General features: G+C 68.8%; 20 protein-coding genes. 6 read left to right on the plus strand and 14 right to left on the minus strand.

All coding sequences use genetic code 11. The features are described 5' to 3' along the window. Positions 1-81: 81 nt before the first annotated feature. Entirely contained in the window at positions 82-891 is an 810-nt protein-coding gene (locus tag ACYVIO_RS14540) for an ABC transporter ATP-binding protein (RefSeq protein ID WP_460651270.1), read from the minus strand. Continuing rightward, a complete protein-coding gene (locus tag ACYVIO_RS14545; RefSeq protein WP_460651271.1) occupies positions 878-1,768 on the minus strand; it encodes an ABC transporter permease in 891 nt (296 codons plus the stop codon). The genes ACYVIO_RS14540 and ACYVIO_RS14545 overlap by 14 nt, the downstream gene beginning before the upstream one ends. 141 nt (positions 1,769-1,909) lie before the next feature. On the opposite strand from ACYVIO_RS14545, the gene ACYVIO_RS14550 reads away from it, so the two are divergent. Further along, positions 1,910-3,637 carry a metallophosphoesterase gene (locus ACYVIO_RS14550; RefSeq protein ID WP_460651272.1) on the plus strand — a complete coding sequence of 576 codons (1,728 nt, stop codon included), beginning with the start codon at positions 1,910-1,912 and terminating at the stop codon, positions 3,635-3,637. A gap of 69 nt (positions 3,638-3,706) precedes the next feature. Here ACYVIO_RS14550 and ACYVIO_RS14555 read toward each other — a convergent pair whose 3' ends face one another. The 4 genes from ACYVIO_RS14555 to ACYVIO_RS14570 form a co-directional block, all read right to left on the minus strand. Next, positions 3,707-4,195: a beta-class carbonic anhydrase gene (locus ACYVIO_RS14555; protein WP_460651273.1), complete on the minus strand. Its 489-nt coding sequence runs from the start codon at positions 4,193-4,195 to the stop codon at positions 3,707-3,709. A gap of 78 nt (positions 4,196-4,273) precedes the next feature. Next, positions 4,274-4,975 carry a tyrosine-protein phosphatase gene (locus ACYVIO_RS14560; protein WP_460651274.1) on the minus strand — a complete coding sequence of 234 codons (702 nt, stop codon included), beginning with the start codon at positions 4,973-4,975 and terminating at the stop codon, positions 4,274-4,276. Further along, positions 4,972-6,045, minus strand: coding sequence for an iron-containing alcohol dehydrogenase family protein (locus ACYVIO_RS14565; protein ID WP_460651275.1), 1,074 nt, complete (start codon positions 6,043-6,045; stop codon positions 4,972-4,974). The genes ACYVIO_RS14560 and ACYVIO_RS14565 overlap by 4 nt, the downstream gene beginning before the upstream one ends. Then, complete coding sequence (locus ACYVIO_RS14570; protein WP_460651276.1) at positions 6,033-6,770, minus strand: phosphocholine cytidylyltransferase family protein; 738 nt, start codon at positions 6,768-6,770, stop codon at positions 6,033-6,035. The genes ACYVIO_RS14565 and ACYVIO_RS14570 overlap by 13 nt, the downstream gene beginning before the upstream one ends. 64 nt (positions 6,771-6,834) lie before the next feature. Here ACYVIO_RS14570 and galE point away from each other — a divergent pair, with 64 nt between their 5' ends. Further along, positions 6,835-7,788, plus strand: coding sequence for a UDP-glucose 4-epimerase GalE (gene galE / locus ACYVIO_RS14575; protein WP_460651277.1), 954 nt, complete (start codon positions 6,835-6,837; stop codon positions 7,786-7,788). Positions 7,789-7,859: 71 nt separating this feature from the next. Here the strand turns inward: galE and ACYVIO_RS14580 are convergent, their stop codons facing one another. Continuing rightward, a complete protein-coding gene (locus ACYVIO_RS14580; RefSeq protein ID WP_460651278.1) occupies positions 7,860-8,216 on the minus strand; it encodes a hypothetical protein in 357 nt (118 codons plus the stop codon). 91 nt (positions 8,217-8,307) lie between these two features. After that, positions 8,308-8,676, minus strand: a complete 369-nt coding sequence (locus ACYVIO_RS14585) for a VOC family protein (protein WP_460651279.1) — start codon at positions 8,674-8,676, stop codon at positions 8,308-8,310. Positions 8,677-8,741: 65 nt separating this feature from the next. On the opposite strand from ACYVIO_RS14585, the gene ACYVIO_RS14590 reads away from it, so the two are divergent. Together ACYVIO_RS14590 and ACYVIO_RS14595 are read left to right on the plus strand one after the other, a co-directional pair. Next, the gene (locus tag ACYVIO_RS14590; RefSeq protein ID WP_460651280.1) at positions 8,742-9,185 is read left to right on the plus strand and encodes a MarR family winged helix-turn-helix transcriptional regulator; all 444 of its coding nucleotides are present in this window, start codon (positions 8,742-8,744) and stop codon (positions 9,183-9,185) included. Beyond that, positions 9,182-9,553 (plus strand): hypothetical protein, encoded by a 372-nt coding sequence (locus ACYVIO_RS14595; protein WP_460651281.1) that lies wholly within the window; start codon positions 9,182-9,184, stop codon positions 9,551-9,553. The genes ACYVIO_RS14590 and ACYVIO_RS14595 overlap by 4 nt, the downstream gene beginning before the upstream one ends. Here ACYVIO_RS14595 and ACYVIO_RS14600 read toward each other — a convergent pair. The 6 genes from ACYVIO_RS14600 to ACYVIO_RS14625 all read right to left on the minus strand — a co-directional run bounded on the left by ACYVIO_RS14600 (position 9,543) and on the right by ACYVIO_RS14625 (position 17,506). After that, positions 9,543-10,289, minus strand: a complete 747-nt coding sequence (locus ACYVIO_RS14600; protein WP_460651282.1) for a class I SAM-dependent methyltransferase — start codon at positions 10,287-10,289, stop codon at positions 9,543-9,545. The two genes, ACYVIO_RS14595 and ACYVIO_RS14600, sit on opposite strands and share 11 nt — an antisense overlap. A gap of 9 nt (positions 10,290-10,298) precedes the next feature. Continuing rightward, positions 10,299-13,448 (minus strand): glycosyl hydrolase family 95 catalytic domain-containing protein, encoded by a 3,150-nt coding sequence (locus ACYVIO_RS14605; RefSeq protein ID WP_460651283.1) that lies wholly within the window; start codon positions 13,446-13,448, stop codon positions 10,299-10,301. Between the two features lie 92 nt (positions 13,449-13,540). Further along, complete coding sequence (gene metX, locus ACYVIO_RS14610) at positions 13,541-14,641, minus strand: homoserine O-acetyltransferase MetX (protein WP_460651284.1); 1,101 nt, start codon at positions 14,639-14,641, stop codon at positions 13,541-13,543. Between the two features lie 30 nt (positions 14,642-14,671). After that, complete coding sequence (locus tag ACYVIO_RS14615) at positions 14,672-15,991, minus strand: bifunctional o-acetylhomoserine/o-acetylserine sulfhydrylase (RefSeq protein ID WP_460651285.1); 1,320 nt, start codon at positions 15,989-15,991, stop codon at positions 14,672-14,674. Positions 15,992-16,058: 67 nt separating this feature from the next. Further along, positions 16,059-16,826 (minus strand): SDR family NAD(P)-dependent oxidoreductase, encoded by a 768-nt coding sequence (locus ACYVIO_RS14620; protein WP_460651286.1) that lies wholly within the window; start codon positions 16,824-16,826, stop codon positions 16,059-16,061. Further along, on the minus strand, positions 16,826-17,506 hold the full coding sequence (locus tag ACYVIO_RS14625; protein WP_460651287.1) for a TIGR03089 family protein: 681 nt from the start codon (positions 17,504-17,506) through the stop codon (positions 16,826-16,828). The genes ACYVIO_RS14620 and ACYVIO_RS14625 overlap by 1 nt, the downstream gene beginning before the upstream one ends. Before the next feature lie 60 nt (positions 17,507-17,566). Between ACYVIO_RS14625 and ACYVIO_RS14630 the strand changes: the two genes are divergently transcribed. Both ACYVIO_RS14630 and ACYVIO_RS14635 read left to right on the plus strand, forming a co-directional pair. Then, positions 17,567-17,857, plus strand: coding sequence for a twin-arginine translocase TatA/TatE family subunit (locus ACYVIO_RS14630; RefSeq protein WP_460651288.1), 291 nt, complete (start codon positions 17,567-17,569; stop codon positions 17,855-17,857). 127 nt (positions 17,858-17,984) lie between these two features. Then, positions 17,985-19,397 carry a M1 family metallopeptidase gene (locus ACYVIO_RS14635; protein WP_460651289.1) on the plus strand — a complete coding sequence of 471 codons (1,413 nt, stop codon included), beginning with the start codon at positions 17,985-17,987 and terminating at the stop codon, positions 19,395-19,397. Positions 19,398-19,405: the final 8 nt, after the last annotated feature.

Here is a 19,405-nt window from a genome sequence, read left to right on the forward strand (position 1 = left end):
TAGTCACGCAACCATCGGTTGCACAAGCCCTCACAGAAAAGCCCCCGGGACCACCGAGGTCCCGGGGGCTTCGCGGCAGGCTCAGCGCTTGCCGGTGGCTTCCTTGTTGTACGCGTCGACAACTTCCTTCACGTCGCCGTCCATCTTCAGGACGCCCTTGTCGAGCCAGATCGCCCGGTTGCAGGTGTCCAGCACGACGTCGAGCGAGTGGCTGACCAGGAAGACCGTGCCGGCCTGGTCGCGCAGGTCCTTGATCTTCTGCTCCGAGCGGACCCGGAACTCCGCGTCACCGGTGGCCAGGGCCTCGTCGACGAGCAGGATGTCGTGCGTCTTGGCCGAGGCGATCGCGAACTTCAGTCGCGCCGACATGCCCGACGAGTACGTCGACATAGGCAGGTCGATGAAGTCGCCGATCCCGGAGAACTCGACGATCTCGTCGTACCGCTCGTCGATCTCGGCCGGGCTCATGCCCATCGCGAGACAGCCGAGCACGACGTTGCGGTCGCCGGTCAGGTCGTTCATCATCGCGGCGTTGACACCCAGCAGCGACGGCTGGCCGCCGGTGTAGATCGCGCCCGAGGCCGGCGGCAGCAGGCCGGCGATCGCGCGCAGCAGCGTCGACTTGCCGGAGCCGTTACGGCCGATCAGGCCGATCGCGTCACCCTTGTTGGCGGTGAAGGTGACGTTCTTGACCGCGTGCACCTCGCGGATGGTCGGCCGGTCCTGACGCTTGAGAATGCGCCGGAACGCGGTCGCCGCGGTGCCCTTGCCGCCGGAGCCGGCCGCCACCTTGTAGATGATGTTGACGTTGTCGGCGATCACGGTCGGGACAGCACCTGACGGCGGCGCGGGGGCCGCCGGGGTAGGAGCTGCCGTCTCAGCCACGGCCATACCTGTCCTCCGCTCGCCAGAAGTAGATGAAGCCGCCGACAAAGGCGATGACCGCCCAGCCGATCGCGATCGGCCACGCGTGCGGGAGCGCGTGCTTCTCGTGCGACTCCAGCAGCGCGCTGCGCATGATGTCGATGTACGCCGAGATCGGGTTCAGCGCCAGCACGTGGATGACCCAGCCCGGAGCGTCCGCGTCGCGCAGCTTGTCCGGGATGGAGAAGAAGATGCCGGACGCGTACAGCCAGGTCCGCGTGATGAACGGCAGCAGTTGGCTGATGTCGGTCAGGAACGTCCCCAGCCGCGCGAAGATCAGCGTCACGCCGACGTTGAACATGGTCTGCAGCAGTAGCGCCGGCACCACCAGGAACCAGCTCAGCGACGGCCCGTCGGTGAAGCCGACCAGCAGCAGCAGGATGCCCATCGAGATGAACAGCTGGTTCAGCTCGTTGACCACGTAGGCCAGCGGCAGCGTCGCGCGCGGGAAGTGCAGCGTGCGGATCAGTGACATGTTCGTCGCGATCGCCCGCGAACCCTCGGTCATCGAGCGCTGCGTGTAGGTGAAGATGAACATGCCGCAGATCAGGAAGGCCGGGTAGTTGTCGATCCCGCCCTTGGTGCCCAGCAGGACACCGAAGGCCAGGTAGTACACCCCGGCGTTCAGTAGTGGGGTGAGGATCTGCCAGACCGATCCCAGCCGAGCACCCGCGTAGAGCGCGTACGTGCGCGCGCGGGCGTAGCTGTAGATGAACTGGCGACGGCCCCACAGTTCACGGAGGTAGCCCCAGAACGGCGGACGTGCCGCGCTCTTGGACAACCCGTAGCGTTCGGCCAGTGCCGCGGCGTCCGCGGTGGTGGCCGACTCGGCGGCGGTTGACATGCGGGACAATCTACTGGGCCCCGGGCTGTGCTCTCACATCGGCGCGCTCTGAACCGTTTCAGTCGGTGACGGATGGTCGCGGCTCGACAACAATTCGCCACAGCCCGAGGCGATCGGCCGACGACCGCATACGTTCTGCGGGTGAAGGATTCCCGCCCGCACGACCTGTCCGAGGAGCAGCTCGGATTCCGCCGCCGGGGAGCTGTTCGCTGGCTCCTCCCGACCGTTCTCGCGAGTGCCGGACTGAAGGCCGTGCTGGCCGGCATCTTCGGCGCGTACGCCGACAAGCGCGAGCTGCAGAGCGGCCTCCAGGCCGAGATCTACCACCACGGCGACGACGAGCTGTGGTTCGACTTCGTGGCCGATCTCGGCGACGGCTTCGACGCGACGTACTCGATCGCGTCGGTGCTCGCGGCGCCGGCGCTGTCGCCCGCCGACAACCTGCACCTGCCGCGTGGTCAGGTGCTCGTGATGGGCGGTGACCAGGCCTACCCGGCCGCGTCCGCGACGGCGTACGAGGATCGGACGAAGGGCCCTTACCGGGCAGCCCTTCCGCGCGATGACACTGCGCGCGAGGATGAGGTCGAGGACAGGCCGACTCTCTTCGCGCTGCCGGGCAACCACGACTGGTACGACGGCCTGACGGCGTTCCTGCGGGTGTTCGCGCAGAGCCGGCCGGTCGGCGGGTGGGACACCGAGCAGGCCCGCAGCTACTTCGCGATCCAGCTGCCGCAGCGCTGGTGGCTGCTCGCGATCGACACGCAGTTCGACGAGTACATCGACGCGCCGCAGCTGGCGTACTTCCGGCGCGCGACAACACAGATGCGCGAGGGCGACGGCGTGATTCTCTGTACGCCGAAACCCGCGTGGATCAAGGCCGGGTCGGGCGGCGACGCCCGTGGGTACGACGCGATCCGGTTCTTCGAGCGCGAGATCGTCCGGCCCGCGGGGGCGACTGTGCACGTGATGCTGTCGGGGGACTCGCACCACTACGCCCGGTACGCCGAGCAGGACGGGACCGGGCAGCGGATCACCAGTGGAGGTGGTGGTGCTTACCTGACCGCCACGCATCTGCTGCCGAAGAGTCTCGAGCTGCCGCCGAAGACGTCGCGGGTGACCGAGACCGATGAGCACACGACGTTCTCTCGCGCGCAGACCTATCCGTCGCGGGAGCAGTCGTCGCGGCTGGCGAACGGGATCTTCCGGCTGCCCTGGCGTAATCCTGGATTCTGGGGACTGACCGCGTTCCTGCAGACGGTGATCGCGTTGCTGCTGCAGTTCGGGCTGGCGTCGGATCCGCAGGGGGTGTTCGGGACGCTGGCGGTGTGGGCGCCGGCGGCCTTTGCCGCGCTGGGGACCGTGGTCGGTGGAGTGCTGTTCGCTCGGTTGGGGTTGGAGCGAAGTTCGTTCGCCGCTGGGATTGCGGGGGTTCTGCACTCGGCGGCGCATCTGGCGTTGGCCGGCTTCTGGGCGGTGGTGCTGTACCGGCTGGAGGCCAGCGCTGAGCAGTGGATCACCGTGGTGGTCGCGTTGGTCGGTACGCCGGTGGTGGTGGGGTTCGTGGATTCGTTGGTGGTCGGGGTGTACCTGCTGATCGCTTGCCGGTTCGGGTTCAACACCAACGAGGTCTTTGCCGGGCAGAGTCTCGAGGACTACAAGGGGTTCCTGCGCTTGCACATCGATCGCGAGGGAGCGCTGACGATCTACCCGATCAAGGTGCCGAAGGTCTGCCGGGAATGGAAGGCCAATCCCGAGGGCGAGCCGGGGACTCCTTGGCTGATTCCGGCCGAGGGATCGATCGTGACCGAGCTGATCGAGCAGCCGGTCGAGGTCACCCGCGCGAGCGCCGCCACGACCGCGCGGGTGTGAAAGGGGGAAAGCCTGGCCGCCCCGAAGCGGCTGCGCCGGCCGGGCTCGCGCCCAAGTAGTCGGCCCGTTTCAGTTCTTGACCTCGCGCAGCCGGCCGGTCTCGACCTCGTAGACGAAGCCGCGGACCGAGTCCTTGACCGGGATGAACGGGTCCGCGGCGATCCGGGCCAGGGACTGGCGGATGTCCTCGTCCAGGTCGGAGAAGGCCTCGGCCGACCAGTCCGGCTTCTGGCCGGTCTCGTCCTGGATCGACTTCTTGAACTCGTCGTCGGTGAAGGTCAGCATCCCGCAGTCGGTGTGGTGGATCAGGATGATCTCCTGCGTCCCCAGCAGCCGCTGGCTGATCGCGAGGCTGCGCCGCTCGTCGGCGGTGATCACCCCGCCCGCGTTGCGGATCACGTGCGCGTCACCTTCGGACAGCCCGAGCAGCCCGTACGGGTTCAGCCGCGCGTCCATGCACGCGACCACCGCGACGCGCTTGCCGGGCGGCAGCGGCAGGTCGCCCTTGTCGAAACTCGCTGCGTACTGCTCGGCGTTCGCCAGCAGTTCGTCGGTCACGCTTATCGTCGCTCCCCAAAGTCGAGTAATCAGATAGACAAAGCTAACTTTTCCTCGTCGTTCCGGGGTGACGTCCCACTAGGCGGACAATCGAGTCCTCACAGCGTCCAGCTCGTCGTCGGTGAGCCCGGCCTGCCGCAGATAGGCGACCGGACCGCCGTACGTCGTGTCGAGGTGCCGCAGGATCGCCGTCATCGACTCGGCGCGGGTGTCGCGGAACTCGAGCAGCTCGGCGTGCAGCGACTCGTCCGGCTCGGCCGCGAGCTGCTCGGCCATCAGCGACGCCATGTTGTCGCGGGTCAGGAAGTAGTCCGCGACGATCTCGTCCTCCGGTACGCCGGCCACCGCGAGCGCCAGCGCGACGATCACGCCGGTCCGGTCCTTGCCGCCGAAGCAGTGCACGACGACCGCCCCCTCGGGCGCGTCGATGATCGCCCGGAAAACCGCCGCGACCAGCTCGGGGTGCAGGTCGAGCATCTCGTTGCAGGAGTCGACGATCGTGGTCGCCGTACTGGGTGGGTCGGCCGGGTCCTGTAGTGGCAGGTGCGCGCCGATCGGGTCGTCGGTGAACGGCGTCGGGTAGCCGCCCACCTCACCGTGCGAGCGCAGGTCGATGATCCGGCTCACGCCGGCCTGCCGGATCGTCTCGACGGCGGCGGGCGTCACGTACTGCAGGCTGTCCGCGCGGATCAGCGCGTTCTCGCGGATCCGCCCGCCGTCCGCGGTCGGCAGCCCGCCGAGATCACGGACGTTCCTGCAGTCGGGCCAGTCCAGTCTCATGAGGTGGTCCGCGTCCGGACCTGGTCGTCGAAGTCGGCGACCGCCTTCGCGATGCCGTCCGCGGTCAGTGCTGACTCTTCCAGAATCGTGATGCGCCCAGGTCTGGTCTGCGGTGCGTACGCCACGATCTCGCCGAACTCCTCCAGCCCGAAGCCGAGCTCCTCCGGTCGGACCGGCAAACCGTGCCGGTGCAGGCAGTCGACCGTCGTCCCGAACGCCGCCTCGTCGCCGCGCAGGTACCACGCGAACGCCGCGCCGAGCCCCACCTGCTCGCCGTGGAAGGCGCGCCGGCTCGGGTGCATCAGGTCGATCGCGTGCGAGATCTCGTGGCACGCGCCGGACGACGGCCGCGACGTACCGGCCACCACCATCGAGATCCCGGACAGCACCAAGCCCTCGGCCAGCGTCGCCAGGAAGACCTCGTCGACGATGCCGCCGGGGTGGTTGACCACGGCCTGCGCCGACGTCCGCGCGAGCGACACCGCGAGGCCGTCGATCTCCTCGCCGTGCGCCGCGTGCGCGGCCTCCCAGTCCGCGATCGCGGACAGGTTCGAGGTGATCTCGCCGATCCCGGACCGGACCGACCGCGGCGGGGCCTGGGCGATCAGGTCGAGGTCGACGATCACCGCGATCGGCGCCGGTACGCCGTACGAGCCGCGCCCGGCGTCGTTGTCCAGCGTGCTGATCGGGGAGCCGATGCCGTCGTGGGCCAGGTTGGTGGCGACCGCGACCATCGGCAGCCCGAGCCGCGCGGCGGCGAACTTGGTCACGTCCAGCACCATGCCGCCGCCGATGCCGACGATCGCGTCGTACCGCTTCTGCTTGATCTGGTCGACCAGCTTGATCGCGGTGTTGATCGTGCCGCCGTCGACGGTGAACCAGTCGGCGTCGACCAGCCCGTGCTCGAAGGCGTTCTGCACGATCGGCCCGTACGTCGGACCGACCGCGATCGCGACCCGGCCGGACGTCGAGATCCGCTGGTCGGCCAGCACCTCGGCCAGATCCTTGAGGGCACCACGCCGGACGTCGACGACCAGCGGCGCGGTGACGAAGCGGGCTAGGAGGGGCATACGATCTCGCGGGCCCGGACCAGGTCGGCATGGTTGTCGATCTCGACCCAGTCGAGCTTGCCGATCGGGGCGACGTCGATCCGGAAGCCCGCGTCGGCGAGCACCTGGTACCCGTCCTCGTAGTACAGGTCGGGGTCGTTCTCCCAGGTCTTGCGCAGCGCGGCGGCCAGGTCGTCGGCCGCGGACGGCTCGATCAGCGTGACGCCGATGTACTCCCCGGTCGCGGTCGCCGGGTCCATCAGCTTGGTGATGCTGCGGACGCCGTGGTCGTCGTGCCAGACCACCTTCATCTCCTCGTCCGCGAGCGTCTTCTCGGTGTCGAGCGCGAGGATGATGCGGCGGTCGTCGCCGCGGGCGTCGAGCAGCGTGCGTTCCACCGAGACCGGGTGCACGGTGTCGCCGTTGGCGAGCACGACCCCCTCGGCGAACAGGTCGCGGGCGCACCACAGCGAGTAGGCGTTGTTCCAGATCTCCGCCTTGTCGTTGTGGACCAGCTGCAGGCGGACGCCGTACCGGTCCTGCAGGTCGCGGACCCGGGCCTCGATCGCGGCCGCGGCGTACCCGACGACGATCGCGACGTCGGTCAGGCCGACCTCGGCGAAGTTCGCCAGGGTCAGGTCGAGCGGGGTGGTCTCCGCGTCGATCGGAACCAGCGCCTTGGGCAACGTGTCCGTGTACGGTCGCAGGCGGCGGCCGGCCCCGGCGGCGAGAACCAGTCCGATCATTGGCCGATGATACCGATTCGGGCCTGTTCGGACAGGGCATCGGCGAACTGGCAGGATGGGCCTCATGACTTGGCTGGTGACTGGCGGGGCGGGGTACATCGGAGCGCACGTGGTGCGCGCCTTCGCGGCGGACGGGATCGACGTCGTCGTGATCGACGACCTGTCCAGCGGGAAGCCGGAGTTCCTGGTCGAGGGAGTGCCGTTCGTCGAGGCGAACCTGCTCGACACCGACGTGGTCCGGTCGACGCTCGCCGGAATCAGCGGTGTGGTGCACCTGGCCGGGTACAAGTACGCCGGGGTGTCGGTCGAGAAGCCGATGCACACCTACACGCAGAACGTCACCGCGATGGTCTCGCTGCTGAACGCGATGGCCGAGACCGGTGTCCGCAACATCGTGTTCTCCTCCAGCGCGGGCGTCTACGGCACGCCCGAGGACGAGATCGTCACCGAGCAGACGACGCCCGACCCGCAGAGCCCGTACGGCGAGACGAAGCTCGTCGGCGAGTGGCTGCTCGCGGACCAGGCGAAGGCCGTCGAGCTGAGCCACACGTCGTTGCGCTACTTCAACGTGGTCGGCTCGGGTGACCCGAAGGTGTACGACGCGAGCCCGTACAACCTGTTCCCGATCGTCTGCAACCTGCTGACCCAGGGCAAGGTGCCGCAGATCTACGGCACCGACCACCCGACGCCCGACGGTACGTCGGTCAAGGACTACGTCCACGTCGCCGACCTGGCCCGCGCGCACGTCGCGGCCGCTCGCGCGCTGGACTCGGGCAAGACCCTCGAGCCCGTCTACAACCTCGGCTCCGGCACCGGCACCAGCGTCCGCCAGATCATGGACGCCGCCCGCCGCGTCACCGGCATCGACTTCACCCCGGGCGAAGCCCCGCGTCGCCCCGGTGACCCTTCCCGCGTCGTCGCCTCCGGCGAGCTCGCGGCCCGCGACCTGGAGTGGAAGAACACCCACACCGTCGACGAAATGTTCGCCTCGGCGTGGGAGTCCTGGCCGCGGAGCTAGAACGTCGTCAGTGCCTGCCGCGCGGGTGATCTCCACCTGCGCACGCCGGCGACCGGTCGGATCCAGGTGAGTCAGCCGTCGCGCTTCTCGATGCCGTAGGCCATCACGATGCCGGCCGGGTTGCCGGTGGTCGCACAGAAGACGGAAGAGCTTCGCACCTTGCTCGGACTCGTCCAGGGGCCGTGCACCTTCGACGCGCTCCAGTTGCAGCGGGCCCAGACGCGGAACGTGCCGTACCCGGACTTGCACATCGCCCACGCCTTCGCCCTGCGGTCGACGCCTGAGCTGCAGCTGGTCGGCGGTGAGGGCTCGCGAGCCTCGGCCGGGGACGTGGTGCCGACCGTCAGGGACAGGCTCGCCGCGGCGAGCACCAGGACCATCGACGCCGCTCGGTTCGGCATCGACACACTTCGTACGGGCAACTTCACGAACGCTCCTTCGCTGGGGTCTCGGACGACGCAAGGCTAGGAACCCCGGCTGTCGTCGTACTGCCCGTACTGCGCCCGTACCCGCAGGTTGTCAGGTGCGGTCGTGGAGGGTGATCTGGTAGCCGTTGGGGTCGGCGAAGGTGAAGGTGCGGCCGAAGGGGCCGTCGGTGGGGGCGGAGACGATGGGGTGGCCGTCGGCGGTCAGGGCGTCGTGGATGGACTGGACGTCGGTGGCGTGGAGCCAGATGGCGGCGCCGATGCCGGGGTGGGGGACGGACGCGAGATCGGTGCCGGGGACGACTTCGCGGAGGGCGAAGGCGATCGGCTTGGTCTCGAAGACGACGGCGTGCGGCGGGCCGGCCGGGGAGCGGACGAGGCCTAGGTACTGCTCGTAGAACGCCTGCGAGGCGGGGAGGTCGTGGGCTTGCAGGGAGATGAAGTCGGGGCCGGTGACGGGCACGGTGATGCTCCTTCGTGGTGTGTGTCAGTTTTCTGACATACCCGAAGCTATGTCAGAATACTGACATGAGTCAAGACGGTGTCGACCTGCAGACGTCACTGGGCTACCTGCTGAAAGAGGCGTCGAGCGCGCTGCGCGCCGCCATGGAGGAGGTGCTGCGCCCGCTCGGGATGAGCGTCACGCACTACTCCTGCCTCGAACTCCTGGCTCAACGCCCGGGCCTGTCGAACTCCGAGCTCGCACGCGGTGCGTTCGTCACCAGACAGTCGATGAACGTCCTGCTCCAGACCCTGGAACGCGACGGCTACGTGGTCAGGCCCGCCCAGGCCCCCGTCGGAAAGGTGCTCCCCACCCAGCTCACCCCCCGAGGCCGAGCCAGCCTCGAGAAGGCCTCCGTCGCGGTCCGTTCCGTAGAGGTCAGAATGCTGTCCGGCATGACCAAGCCCGAACAGACAGCCGCATTCCAAACCCTCCAAAGCATGATCCACTCCCTGCGCGAGGCAAGATGACCGACGGACAGCTGAGCGGCTATCAGCCCGACGGCCCAGCGGGTCCTTGGCGGGCGGTCGAGGGGAGTACGTCGTGCCCGTGCGGCCTGCCTGTCCAGCACCCCTGGAAAACCAGGGACGACACCTTCAGTCCGGCATCCTTCATCGGCGGTCTGGTCTGGTACGTCGTACTCGCGGGCGCCTTGCTCGGCGAGTTCTACCTGTTCAGCTGGATCCTCGGCGGCCTCCTGATCGCCTCGCTCGCCGGATCCCTTGTGGTGCAGGCGATCCGGCACCACCGCAAGTTCTGCTGGCTACGCCGAGGCCTGTGGTTCGGCGTCGCCACCCCCGGTCTGCCTGTGCGGGTTGTGTCGGCCTTCAGCGTTTGACCGCGTCGAAGCAGGCGGCGGGGATCGTCAGGTTTACCTCGCCGCGGCGGTTGAGGTCTTGCTCGACGGCGGTGAGGTCTTCGGCGAGCTCCAGCCAGCCGTCGAGGAAGCCGAGGCGGATGAAGTAGTGGTTGAGGAGGGCGGTGCCGTCGGCGAAGCGCCAGGTGAAGGTGGTCTGGTCGACCGTTGCGTCGAAGCCTGCTGTGGTTAGTAGCTGCAGAGTGCCGTCGACTGTTGCACGGTGGGCCAGGTGCTCGTCCAACGCCTGCTGGTCGACGTACTCACGCAGTACGTCGTAGAACTCCTGCATGTGCCCGACCAGGTTCGTGCTGATCAGCAGCCGCCCACCCGGCCGCAGCACCCGGTGGCACTCAGCCAGTACGACGGAAGCGTTGTCGAAGTTGTTGATGCCCAGGTTGGACACCACGACGTCGACCGACTCATCCGGTAGGTCCAGCGATGCCGCGTCCGAGACGACGAGTTCGACCTCGCGCAGCCCGAGGTACTCGACCTTCCGGCGCAGTACGTCCATCGCGTCGGCCCACGGGTCGACGGCGATCACCCGGGCGGCCGAGCGCTGGGCGAGTTCGACGGTGAGGAAGCCGGTGCCGGCGCCGATGTCCAGGATCGTCTGGCCGCGCCGCAGCGGGACGCGGTCGAGGATCAGCTGGCCGAACGGCGCCGACCACAGCGGTAGTTCGTCGTACTGGTTGGCTACCTCGCGGGTGATCTCCACCCGTGCACGCTAACCACCGGCGGGGTGCAGCTTGACCTCGGCGATGGAGAGCGGGTTGGACTGGGACTCGAGTTGGATGCGGACGTAGCGGGCGGTGGTGTCGAGATCCACGAGCGAAGGCGAACCGGCGGCCGTGGTTTGGCGGAGGGCGGTGACGCCGGGGGTGTTGCGGGCTTCGTCCAGCGAGGTGGCGGTGATGGGGGAATCCGACGTGAGGACCCAGTAGTTGCTGAGGCGGTCGGAGCAGCAGTCGGTGCGGTTGTAGAGGGCCAGCTGCGAGAGCGCCTCGGGCTGCCCGAGGTCGACCTGCCACCAGGCTTCGGTGGACGGCTCGGCGGTGTGGGTGACGGAGTTGTCGCCCCAGCTGCCGCTGGTGTTGCCGTCGACGGCTCGGGAGGCTTCGGCGTTGTGGGCCGTGGTGCTCTGGGTGGCGGGTTTGCCGCGGGCGAGGTTGACGCGCCAGAGGCCGGTACCGGCGCGGGCGGTGAGTGTCCCGTCGGGGCTGGTGTGCGAGGCGGTCAGGGTGAAGTCGCCTTCGCCGGACGCCATCGTGGGCGTGACGGTGAAGACCCCCGTGAACGGCTTGCCCGGTTTCACGGCGGCCGCCGCCACAGTGGTCGGAGAGACCGTCCAGCCGTCCGGAGCGGTCAGCTTCAGCTCGCCGGCGGCGAGCGTGCCCGTCACCGCCGCCTTGACCTCGACCGGCGTCAGCGCGACAGCGGTCGGGGCTGTGAGCTGGAGCTGGGACTTGGAGTGGATCACGTACGTCCGGCCGCCGGCCGCATCAAAGGTGATCGTGTCGGCGGCGGTCCGTTGGTACCTGACCGGTCGCCCGTGCGGATCGACCACGGTGAACGGCCCGGCGAGGATCTGGTTGCGCAGGGCAACGGATCCGGCACGGTCCGGCCGGACCCGGATCTCGGAGGCCGACCCCGACTGCCAGGTGGCGCCGACCGTGATCGCGCCGCGCGCCCGCAGTCCGTCGTACGAGCCCTTGTCGGCCCAGGCATCGGGCAGCGCGGGCAGGACGTCGATCACGCCGGCGTGGCTCTGCAGCAGCATCTCGGCGACCCCGGCGGTCGCGCCGAAGTTGCCGTCGATCTGGAACGGCGGGTGGGTGTCCCACAGGTTTTTCAGCGTGCTCGTCTTCAGCAGCTCGGACAGCATCTTGTGCGAGTGGTTGCCGTCGAGCAGCCGGGCCCAGAAGTTGATCTTCCACGCCTTGCTCCACCCGGTGCCGCCGTCGCCGCGCCCCTCCAGCGTCTTCACCGCGGCAGCTGCCAGCGCGGGGTCCTCCGAAGGAACGATCTGCCGCCCAGGGTGCAGCCCGAAGAGCTGCGACGTGTGCCGGTGCTGGTCGGTCGGGTCGTCCCAGTCCTCCTTCCACTCCTGCAGTTGACCCCACGAGCCGACCTTCGTGCCCGGGTCGAGCCGCTCAAGGATCGATGCGAGCTGCGCCTTGTACGACGACGATTCGCCGACCAGCGGCGCCGCCTCGGACAGGTTGGTGAACAGGTCCCACACGATCTGCTGCGGCATCGCGGCGCCGGCCGAGTAGTCGCCGTGCTCGGGCGAGAAGCTCGGGCTGACGACGAGCTTCCCGTCCCGCGGATCGACCTGCAGTTCGTCGATCCAGAACGCGGCCAGCTCCTTCATCAACGGGTAGGCCCGCTCCTTCAGGAACCGCTTGTCTTGCGTGAACTGGTAGTGCTCCCAGTAGTGCTGCGCGAGCCAACCACCAGCGTCCGGCATCCAGAACGCCAGCGGGTACCCGATCACGCCGGTGAAGCCGAACGGATTCGTCTGGCTGTGGACGACCCAGCCATCAGCGCCGAACATCTCGCGAGCCGTCACGCGTCCCGGCGGCACCAGCGCGTCGACGAAGTCGAACAACGGCGCCGTGGTCTCGCTCAGGTTGGTGGTCTCGGCCGGCCAGTAGTTCATCTGCAGGTTGATGTTGACGTGGTAATCCGAGCGCCACGGCGGGGTCGTCGAGTGGTTCCAGACGCCCTGCAGATTCGCGGGCAGGGGCGAGTTGCCGCGCGACGACGCGATCAGCAAGTACCGCCCGTACTGAAAGAACAGCGTCTCCAGCGCCTTCCGGGCCTCAGGCGTTGCCGTCCCTTGCTGGTACTGCGCGAGCAGCTCGTCGGTCGGCACGTCCGGCATCACCTGCCCGAGCTCCAGGTTGACCCGGTCGAACAGCTTCCGGTGATCGGCGATGTGCCGCGCCTTCAGTACGCCATACGGAAGCTTGCTCGCGGCATCGACCCGGCTGGTGACGCCGGCGTGCGGATCCTTGCCGCGGTACGTCGGGTAGACGTCGGAGTAGTCGGTCCCCGAGCTCATCACGAGCACGGCGGAGTCGGCGCCCGCGACCGTGACGGTGCCGTCGGCGTTGTCGGTCCTCGTGCCGCCGGTGGTGATCACCTGCGCCTGCAGCTCGTACTTGAGACCGTTGTCGAGCAGCGCGCCCTTGACGGTGATCCGGCCGCGTTCGGCGGTCGCCGTCAGCGTGCGGTTCGCCTCGCCGGTCAGGCTCGCGGTGAAGCCGACCTTGCCGCGCCGGTCGGCGTCGATCCGCGCGACGATCACGTTGCCGGGCGCGCTGGCGAAGTATTCGCGGGTGTGACGGACGCCGTCCACGGCGTACTGGACGCCGGCGAGCGAGTTCTCGATGTCGAGGTGCCGTCGGTACGACGTCGCCGTGCCACTGTGCTGCATGGCGAGCTTGAGGTCGAGCAGCGGCTGGTAGTCGCCGAAGCCGATCTCGTTCTGGGCCAGCATGTTCGTGGCGACGTCGGGGGCGACCTTGAGGTCGCGGTTGATCATCGTGCGAATGTCGGTCAGCGCGTTCGGCCGCGGCGTACGCCAGTTGCCGAAGTCGTAGCCCTGCTGGGATCCGGGGCCGCCGGTCCAGAGGGTCTTCTCGTTCAGTTGCAGGTGCTCGGTCGCGGTGTCGCCGAACACCATCGCACCGCTCGCGCCGTTGCCGATCGGCAACGCCTCGGACTCCCAGTCGGTCGCGGGCGCGGTGTACCAGAGCGCCAGTTCGCCGGGGCTCTTCGGTGGTGGTGCCGCTTCGGACGGCTCGGACGGCATCGTCAGTCCGGCCATCAGGGTTGCCGCAGCGAGTAGGGCGAAACCAGCTGTGCGCATCCGAGCCCCCACAGAGATCCGATGAATTCCGCACACTGTAGGCGGGTGGTCACGCTGTGTCTACAGGTCGTCTGCATGCGTCATAGGATCTCTTACCGGTTCAGCGCCTCGGCAATCAGGTCGCCGACCTGGTCGAGCTCGAGCAGGAATCCGTCGTGGCCGTACGGGGACTTCACCAGGTGCAGAGGAGCGTTGCTGGCCTCGGCCAGTTCGGTGGAGAGGCGGGCCGGATAGAGGCGGTCGGAGTCGACAGCGGCGACCACCAGGCGGGCTTTCAGACCGCTGAGGGCTTGGGTCAGGCCGTTGCGGTCCCGGCCGATGTCGTGGGAGTTCATCGCGCGCGTCAGTACGACGTACGAGCCGGCATCGAAACGATTGGCCAGCTTGGTCGCGTGGTGGTCGAGGTAGGACTCGACGGCGAACCGGCCGTCGCCCTGGGGGTTGCGGCCGAAGCGCGTGGCCAGCTCGTACTCCGAGCGGTAGGTGACGTGCGCGATCCGGCGGGCGATGCCGAGTCCTTCGAGGGGTGCCTCGCCGGTGTCGTAGTAGTCGCCGCCGTGCCAGTGCGGGTCGGACTCGATCGCGGCGAGCTGCGGCGCGCACCACGCGATCTGCTCGGCGGTCGCGTACCCGGTCGACGCCAGTACGACGGCCGTCGCGACCCTGTCCGGATAGAGCAACGGCCATTCGAGCGCACGCATCCCGCCCATCGAGCCGCCGATCACAGCGGCCCAGCGGTCGATGCCGAGCTGGTCCGCGAGCGAGGCCTCGGCGGCGACCTGGTCGCGAATGGTGATCGCCGGGAACCGGCTGCCCCACGCCCGGCCGTCGGGCGCCAGCGACGACGGCCCGGTTGAACCTTGGCATCCGCCGAGCACGTTGGCGGCCACGACGTACCAGTCGTCCGGGTTGACGTACGCCGGGATCAACCCGTCCCACCAGCCCGGCGTCGGCTGCCCCGGACCGGCGGGCCCGACGACATGCGCATCCCCAGTCAGCGCATGGCAGATCAGTACGGCGTTGTCGCCGGCCGCGTTGAGCCGGCCCCACGTCTCGTACGCGATCGTCACGTCCGGCAGCGTTCCGCCGTACTCCAACGGCAGTCCGCCGATGCCGGCGAACCGCCGGGTGCCGACAGGATCGCCCGCCCGCCACCCACCGGCCACCTGACCTGGTGAGAGGTCCGCCTCCACGGGCGGGCGATCCTGGTTCATGGACGGCCGTCAGGCCGACTTGGCCGCGGCGAAGCCGACCTCGAGGTCGGCCAGGATGTCGTCGATGTGCTCCAGGCCGACAGCCAGCCGGACCAGGCCCGGGGTGACGCCGGAGGCGATCTGGTCGTCGCCGGACAGCTGGCTGTGCGTGGTCGAGGCCGGGTGGATCACCAGCGACCGGACGTCGCCGATGTTGGCGACGTGGCTGTGCAGCTGCAGCGCGTTCACGAACCGCTTGCCCGCGTCGACGCCGCCCTTGATCTCGAACGCGACCACGGCACCGGCGCCGCGTGGCGTGTACTTCTGCGCCAGCTCGTAGTACTTGCTGGACGGCAGGCTCGCGTACGCGACGCTGTCGACCTCGTCGCGGGCTTCGAGCCACTGGGCGACCTTGAGCGCGTTGTCCAGGTGCCGCTCGATCCGCAGCGACAAGGTCTCCAGGCCCTGGGCGATGAGGAACGCGTTGAACGGCGACACCGCCGTACCGAGGTCACGCAACCACTGAACGCGCGCCTTCAGGATGTACGCCAGGTTGCCGAGCTCGGAGCCGACGCCGAGCGCGGTGCCGTAGGTCAGCCCGTGGTAGCTCGCGTCCGGCTGGTTGAAGCCGGGAAAGCGGTCGGGGTTGGCGGCGTAGTCGAACTTGCCGGAGTCCACGATGACGCCGGCGATCGCCGTACCGTGACCGCCCAGGTACTTCGTGGCCGAGTGCACGACGACGTCGGCGCCGTGTTCCAGCGGACGCAGCACGTACGGCGTGGCGACGGTGTTGTCGACGATCAGCGGGACGCCGAACTCGTGCGCGACACCCGCGATGCCCTCGATGTCGAAGATCTCACTCTTCGGGTTCGCGATCGTCTCGCCGAAGAAGGCCTTCGTGTTCGGCTTGATCGCGGCCTTCCAGGACTCCAGGTCGCTCGGGTCCTCGACGAAGCTCACCTCGATGCCGAGCTTCGGGAACGTGTAGTGGAACAGGTTGTACGTGCCGCCGTACAGGCTCGGGCTGCTGACCACGTGGTCGCCGGCCTCCGCGATGTTGAGCAGCGCGAGCGAGGTCGCGGCCTGGCCGGACGAGACCAGCAGCGCGGCCGTCCCGCCTTCCAGGCTGGCGATCCGCTGCTCGACGGCGTCCTGGGTCGGGTTCTGGATCCGGGTGTAGATGTTCCCGAACTCCTGCAACCCGAACAGGCTGGCGGCGTGGTCGGTGCTGTCGAAGGTGTACGACGTGGTCTGGTAGATCGGCAGCGCCCGCGCCTTGGTGACCGCGTCGGAGGTCTGACCGGCGTGGATCTGCCGGGTCTCGAAGGACCAGCTCGGGGTAGTAGTCATACAAAGACGATAGAGTTACTACACATTCACCTCGGGTGACCATCCACATGGTGGACGGTTGGGTTGCCTAGTCCTTCGCGGCGAGGTTGAGGGCGGCGGCGCCGAGCAGGACCCCGCCTTCGACCGGGAGGGTGAGGCCGGTGATCCAGGCGGCGTCGTCGGAGGCGAGGAAGGCGACGGCCGCCGCGATGTCCTCGGGTTCGCCGACCCGGCCGAGCGGGTACATCTTGGCGAGCCGGACCAGGGCGTCGGGCTGGTTGTCCCAGTTCGGCGTCCGAATGGTGCCGGGGGCAACGATGTTGAAGCGGACGCCCCGGGATCCGAAGCGGGCGGCGAAGTTCTGGGTCATCGCGGTCTGACCGGCCTTGGCGGCGGAGTACTCGACGTTGCCGAAGGCGGCGAGGCCGTTGACCGAGCTGATCGTCACCACGTTGCCGCGGGACTCGAGCAGGTGCGGGAGCGCGGACTGGATGCACCGGGTGGCGCCGACCAGGGTGAGGTCGAGCTGGCGGTGCCAGTCCTCGGCCGTGGTGTCCTCGGCCTTCGAGTTCACGATGCAGCCGCCGGCGTTGTTCACCAGTACGTCGAGCCGCCCGAACCGCTCGACCGCCGCCGCGACGGCCGCGTCGATCTCCTCGCGGCTGGTGACGTCGACCTTGACCGCGAGGGCCTTGTCGCTGCCGAGCTCGGCGACCAGCTCGTCGAGCCGGTCCTGCTGCAGGTCGGTGGCGACGACCGTGCCGCCCTCGGCGACGATGCGTTGCGCCACCGCGGCGCCGATGCCCTGCGCTGCCGCCGTGACCAGCGCGACCTTGCCCTCGAACCGCTGCACCATCAGTCCTCCACCACCCGGTCGACCTTCTCGTCCGCCATCCGTCGTTCCAGCTTGGCGGGATCGAGGTTGCGGCAGAGGACGATCGAACCACCTCCGGAGATCACCCCGACCAGCAGACCGAGTCCGGCCGGGTCGACCAGGTCGCGGGTGACGAGGATGCGCTCCGCGATCGGCGCCGCGGCCGCGATCACCTCCGCGTGCGTGCGTCCGTCGTATGCCGGGCTGTCGGCCGTCGGCGGGTTGAACGGCACGAACAGGTCCGGGTGGTTGTAGACCTCGGCGCCGTAGTCGTGCACGCCGTCCGGCACCGGGTCGCGGAAGCGCCCGCCGAGCGGGAGCAGCGCGGACGCGATCGACTCGCGGTTGCCACGGACCCGGAAGTCCGGGCCGGTAATCGCCAGATCGCCCTCGCCGGTGGTCACCGACGCGCCCGCCGACCAGGTCGCGAGCGCCCAGACGACGCCGAGCCAGTGCGGCGGCAGACCGATCGCGACGGTCTCCTCCGGCTCCAGCTCGTACTCGTCGACGAGCAGGTTCGCGGTCTTGGCGACCCAGTTCGCGGTGGTCACCGCGCTGAGCTCGATCCGCTCCCCGGTGACGTCGTCGTAGTGCGTGAGGAACGGACTGGCGCCGTCGCGGCGTACCGCGGCGGCAAAGAGTTCGGGCAGGGTTCCGGCCATGCCCCGAAGCCTACGTTTCGCATCCGGGGCTAATGTGGTCGGGGAGAAAGAAGGCTTTCGATGGAGACACTGCTGGCGCTGCCCGAAGGCGGCGAGTGGATCGTGCTGCTGATCGTCGTCGTCCTGCTCTTCGGCGCGAATCGCCTGCCCGAGCTGACCCGCAACACCGCGCGGGCCCTGGTCGAGCTGAAGAAGATCACTCGCGAGGCGGAGCAGCCTCCGATCCCCCCGGAGCCGTCCGCCGCGGAGCGCGCCGAGCCCGCTGCTGCCGAGCCGCCCGCTGCCGAGCGCCCAGCCTCCGCCGGACCGGCCACAGACTCCTCCCAGCAGCCGCCTTCCCCCACGAACTAGCTGCCGTACGGACGTCACCAGCGACGACTCCCCGGCGATCGCGCAGGGATGAGTACGACGAAGGGCTGACGACGGTTGCGACCGTGGGTCGATGTTTGCCGACGGCCCGCTTTCTAGGGTCGGGAGCATGTGGACTCCTTTGGTTGCAGCAGTTACCAGCCTCAGCCTCTTCGGCCTCGGCGATCCCGTCTGGCCCGAGCTCGGCAACGGCGGGTACGACGTGGTCAGACAGAAACTCGACTTCGCCTTCGCCAACGACCTGACCAAGTACACCGCCAGTACGACGCTCACCGCGCAGGCCACGGATCGGCTGCGGGAGTTCGATCTCGACCTGCTCGGCCCGCAGGTCAGTGCCGTCAAGGTGAACGGCCGCCCGGCGACCTGGCGGACCACGCCGGAAGGCGAGCTGGTCATCAAGCCGGCCAAGGTGGTCGCCAAGGGTCAGGCGTTCGTCGTACGGGTCGATGTGCGCAACGACCTGCCGGAGACGAGCGAGCAGACGCCGTTCCCGCCGGGGTTCATGCGGCAAGGCCAGTGGGTGCAGGCGGTCAACCAGCCGTCCGGCGCGCGGCGGATGCTCGCGGTCGACGACCATCCCGCGCAGAAGGCGCCGACGGCGGTCAGCATCACCGGCCCGGCCAAACTGAACTCGATCGCCAACGGCCGACTCGTCGCGACTGTGAAGAGCGGTGGCCGGACCACCCGGTTCTTCCGCGAGGGCCGCAAGCTCGCGACCGAGCTGCTGCAGGTCGGCGTCGGTCCGTTCACGGTGATCCACGCCAGAGGACCGCACGGCATGGACCTCCGGTACGCCGTACCGACCGCGCGGCGCGGCGAGATCGAGCCGCAGCTGAAGTCCTTCGACCGGTCGGTGCGGTACCTGGAGCAGCGCCTCGGCACGTTCCCCGGCCGCCGCGCCGGTGCGTACATCACGCCGATGGGCGGCGAGCTGGAGACGCAGGGGCTGACGCTGCTGGCCGCGGACGAGATGACCAAGGAGTCGTTCGAGAACAACGGCAGCGAGGCCGTCGTCCTGCACGAGGTCGCGCACGAGTGGTTCGGCAACTCGGTGTCGCCCCGGCAGTGGTCCGACCTGTGGCTGAACGAAGGCCACGCGGTCTTCTACCAGGGCCAGTGGGCGGCCTCGAAGTACGGCACCTCGGTCACCGACTCGATGCGGCACGTCTACGAGGACCGCGAGCTCAACCTGTTCGAGCACGGACCGATCGCCAAGCCCGATCCGAAGACGTTCCCCGGCGAGCAGAGCCTGATGAAGCCGTACGCCACCCCGGCGTACGAGGGTGGAGCGCTGACACTGTTCGCGCTGCAGCAGAAGGTCGGGGCCGCGACGTTCGAGCGGATCGAGCGGACCTGGGTGCGTGAGCACGCCAACGGACTCGGCAGCACCGAGGACTACATCGCGACCGCGTCCCGCGTCGCGGGCCGAGACCTCGGACCTTTTTTGCGCGGCTGGCTGTACGGGATCAAGCTGCCCCCGATGCCGGGCCACGCGGACTGGAAGCCGGGCAGTGGCAGCTGAGTCGGTCG

The sequence above is a fragment of the Kribbella endophytica genome (assembly GCF_054781295.1).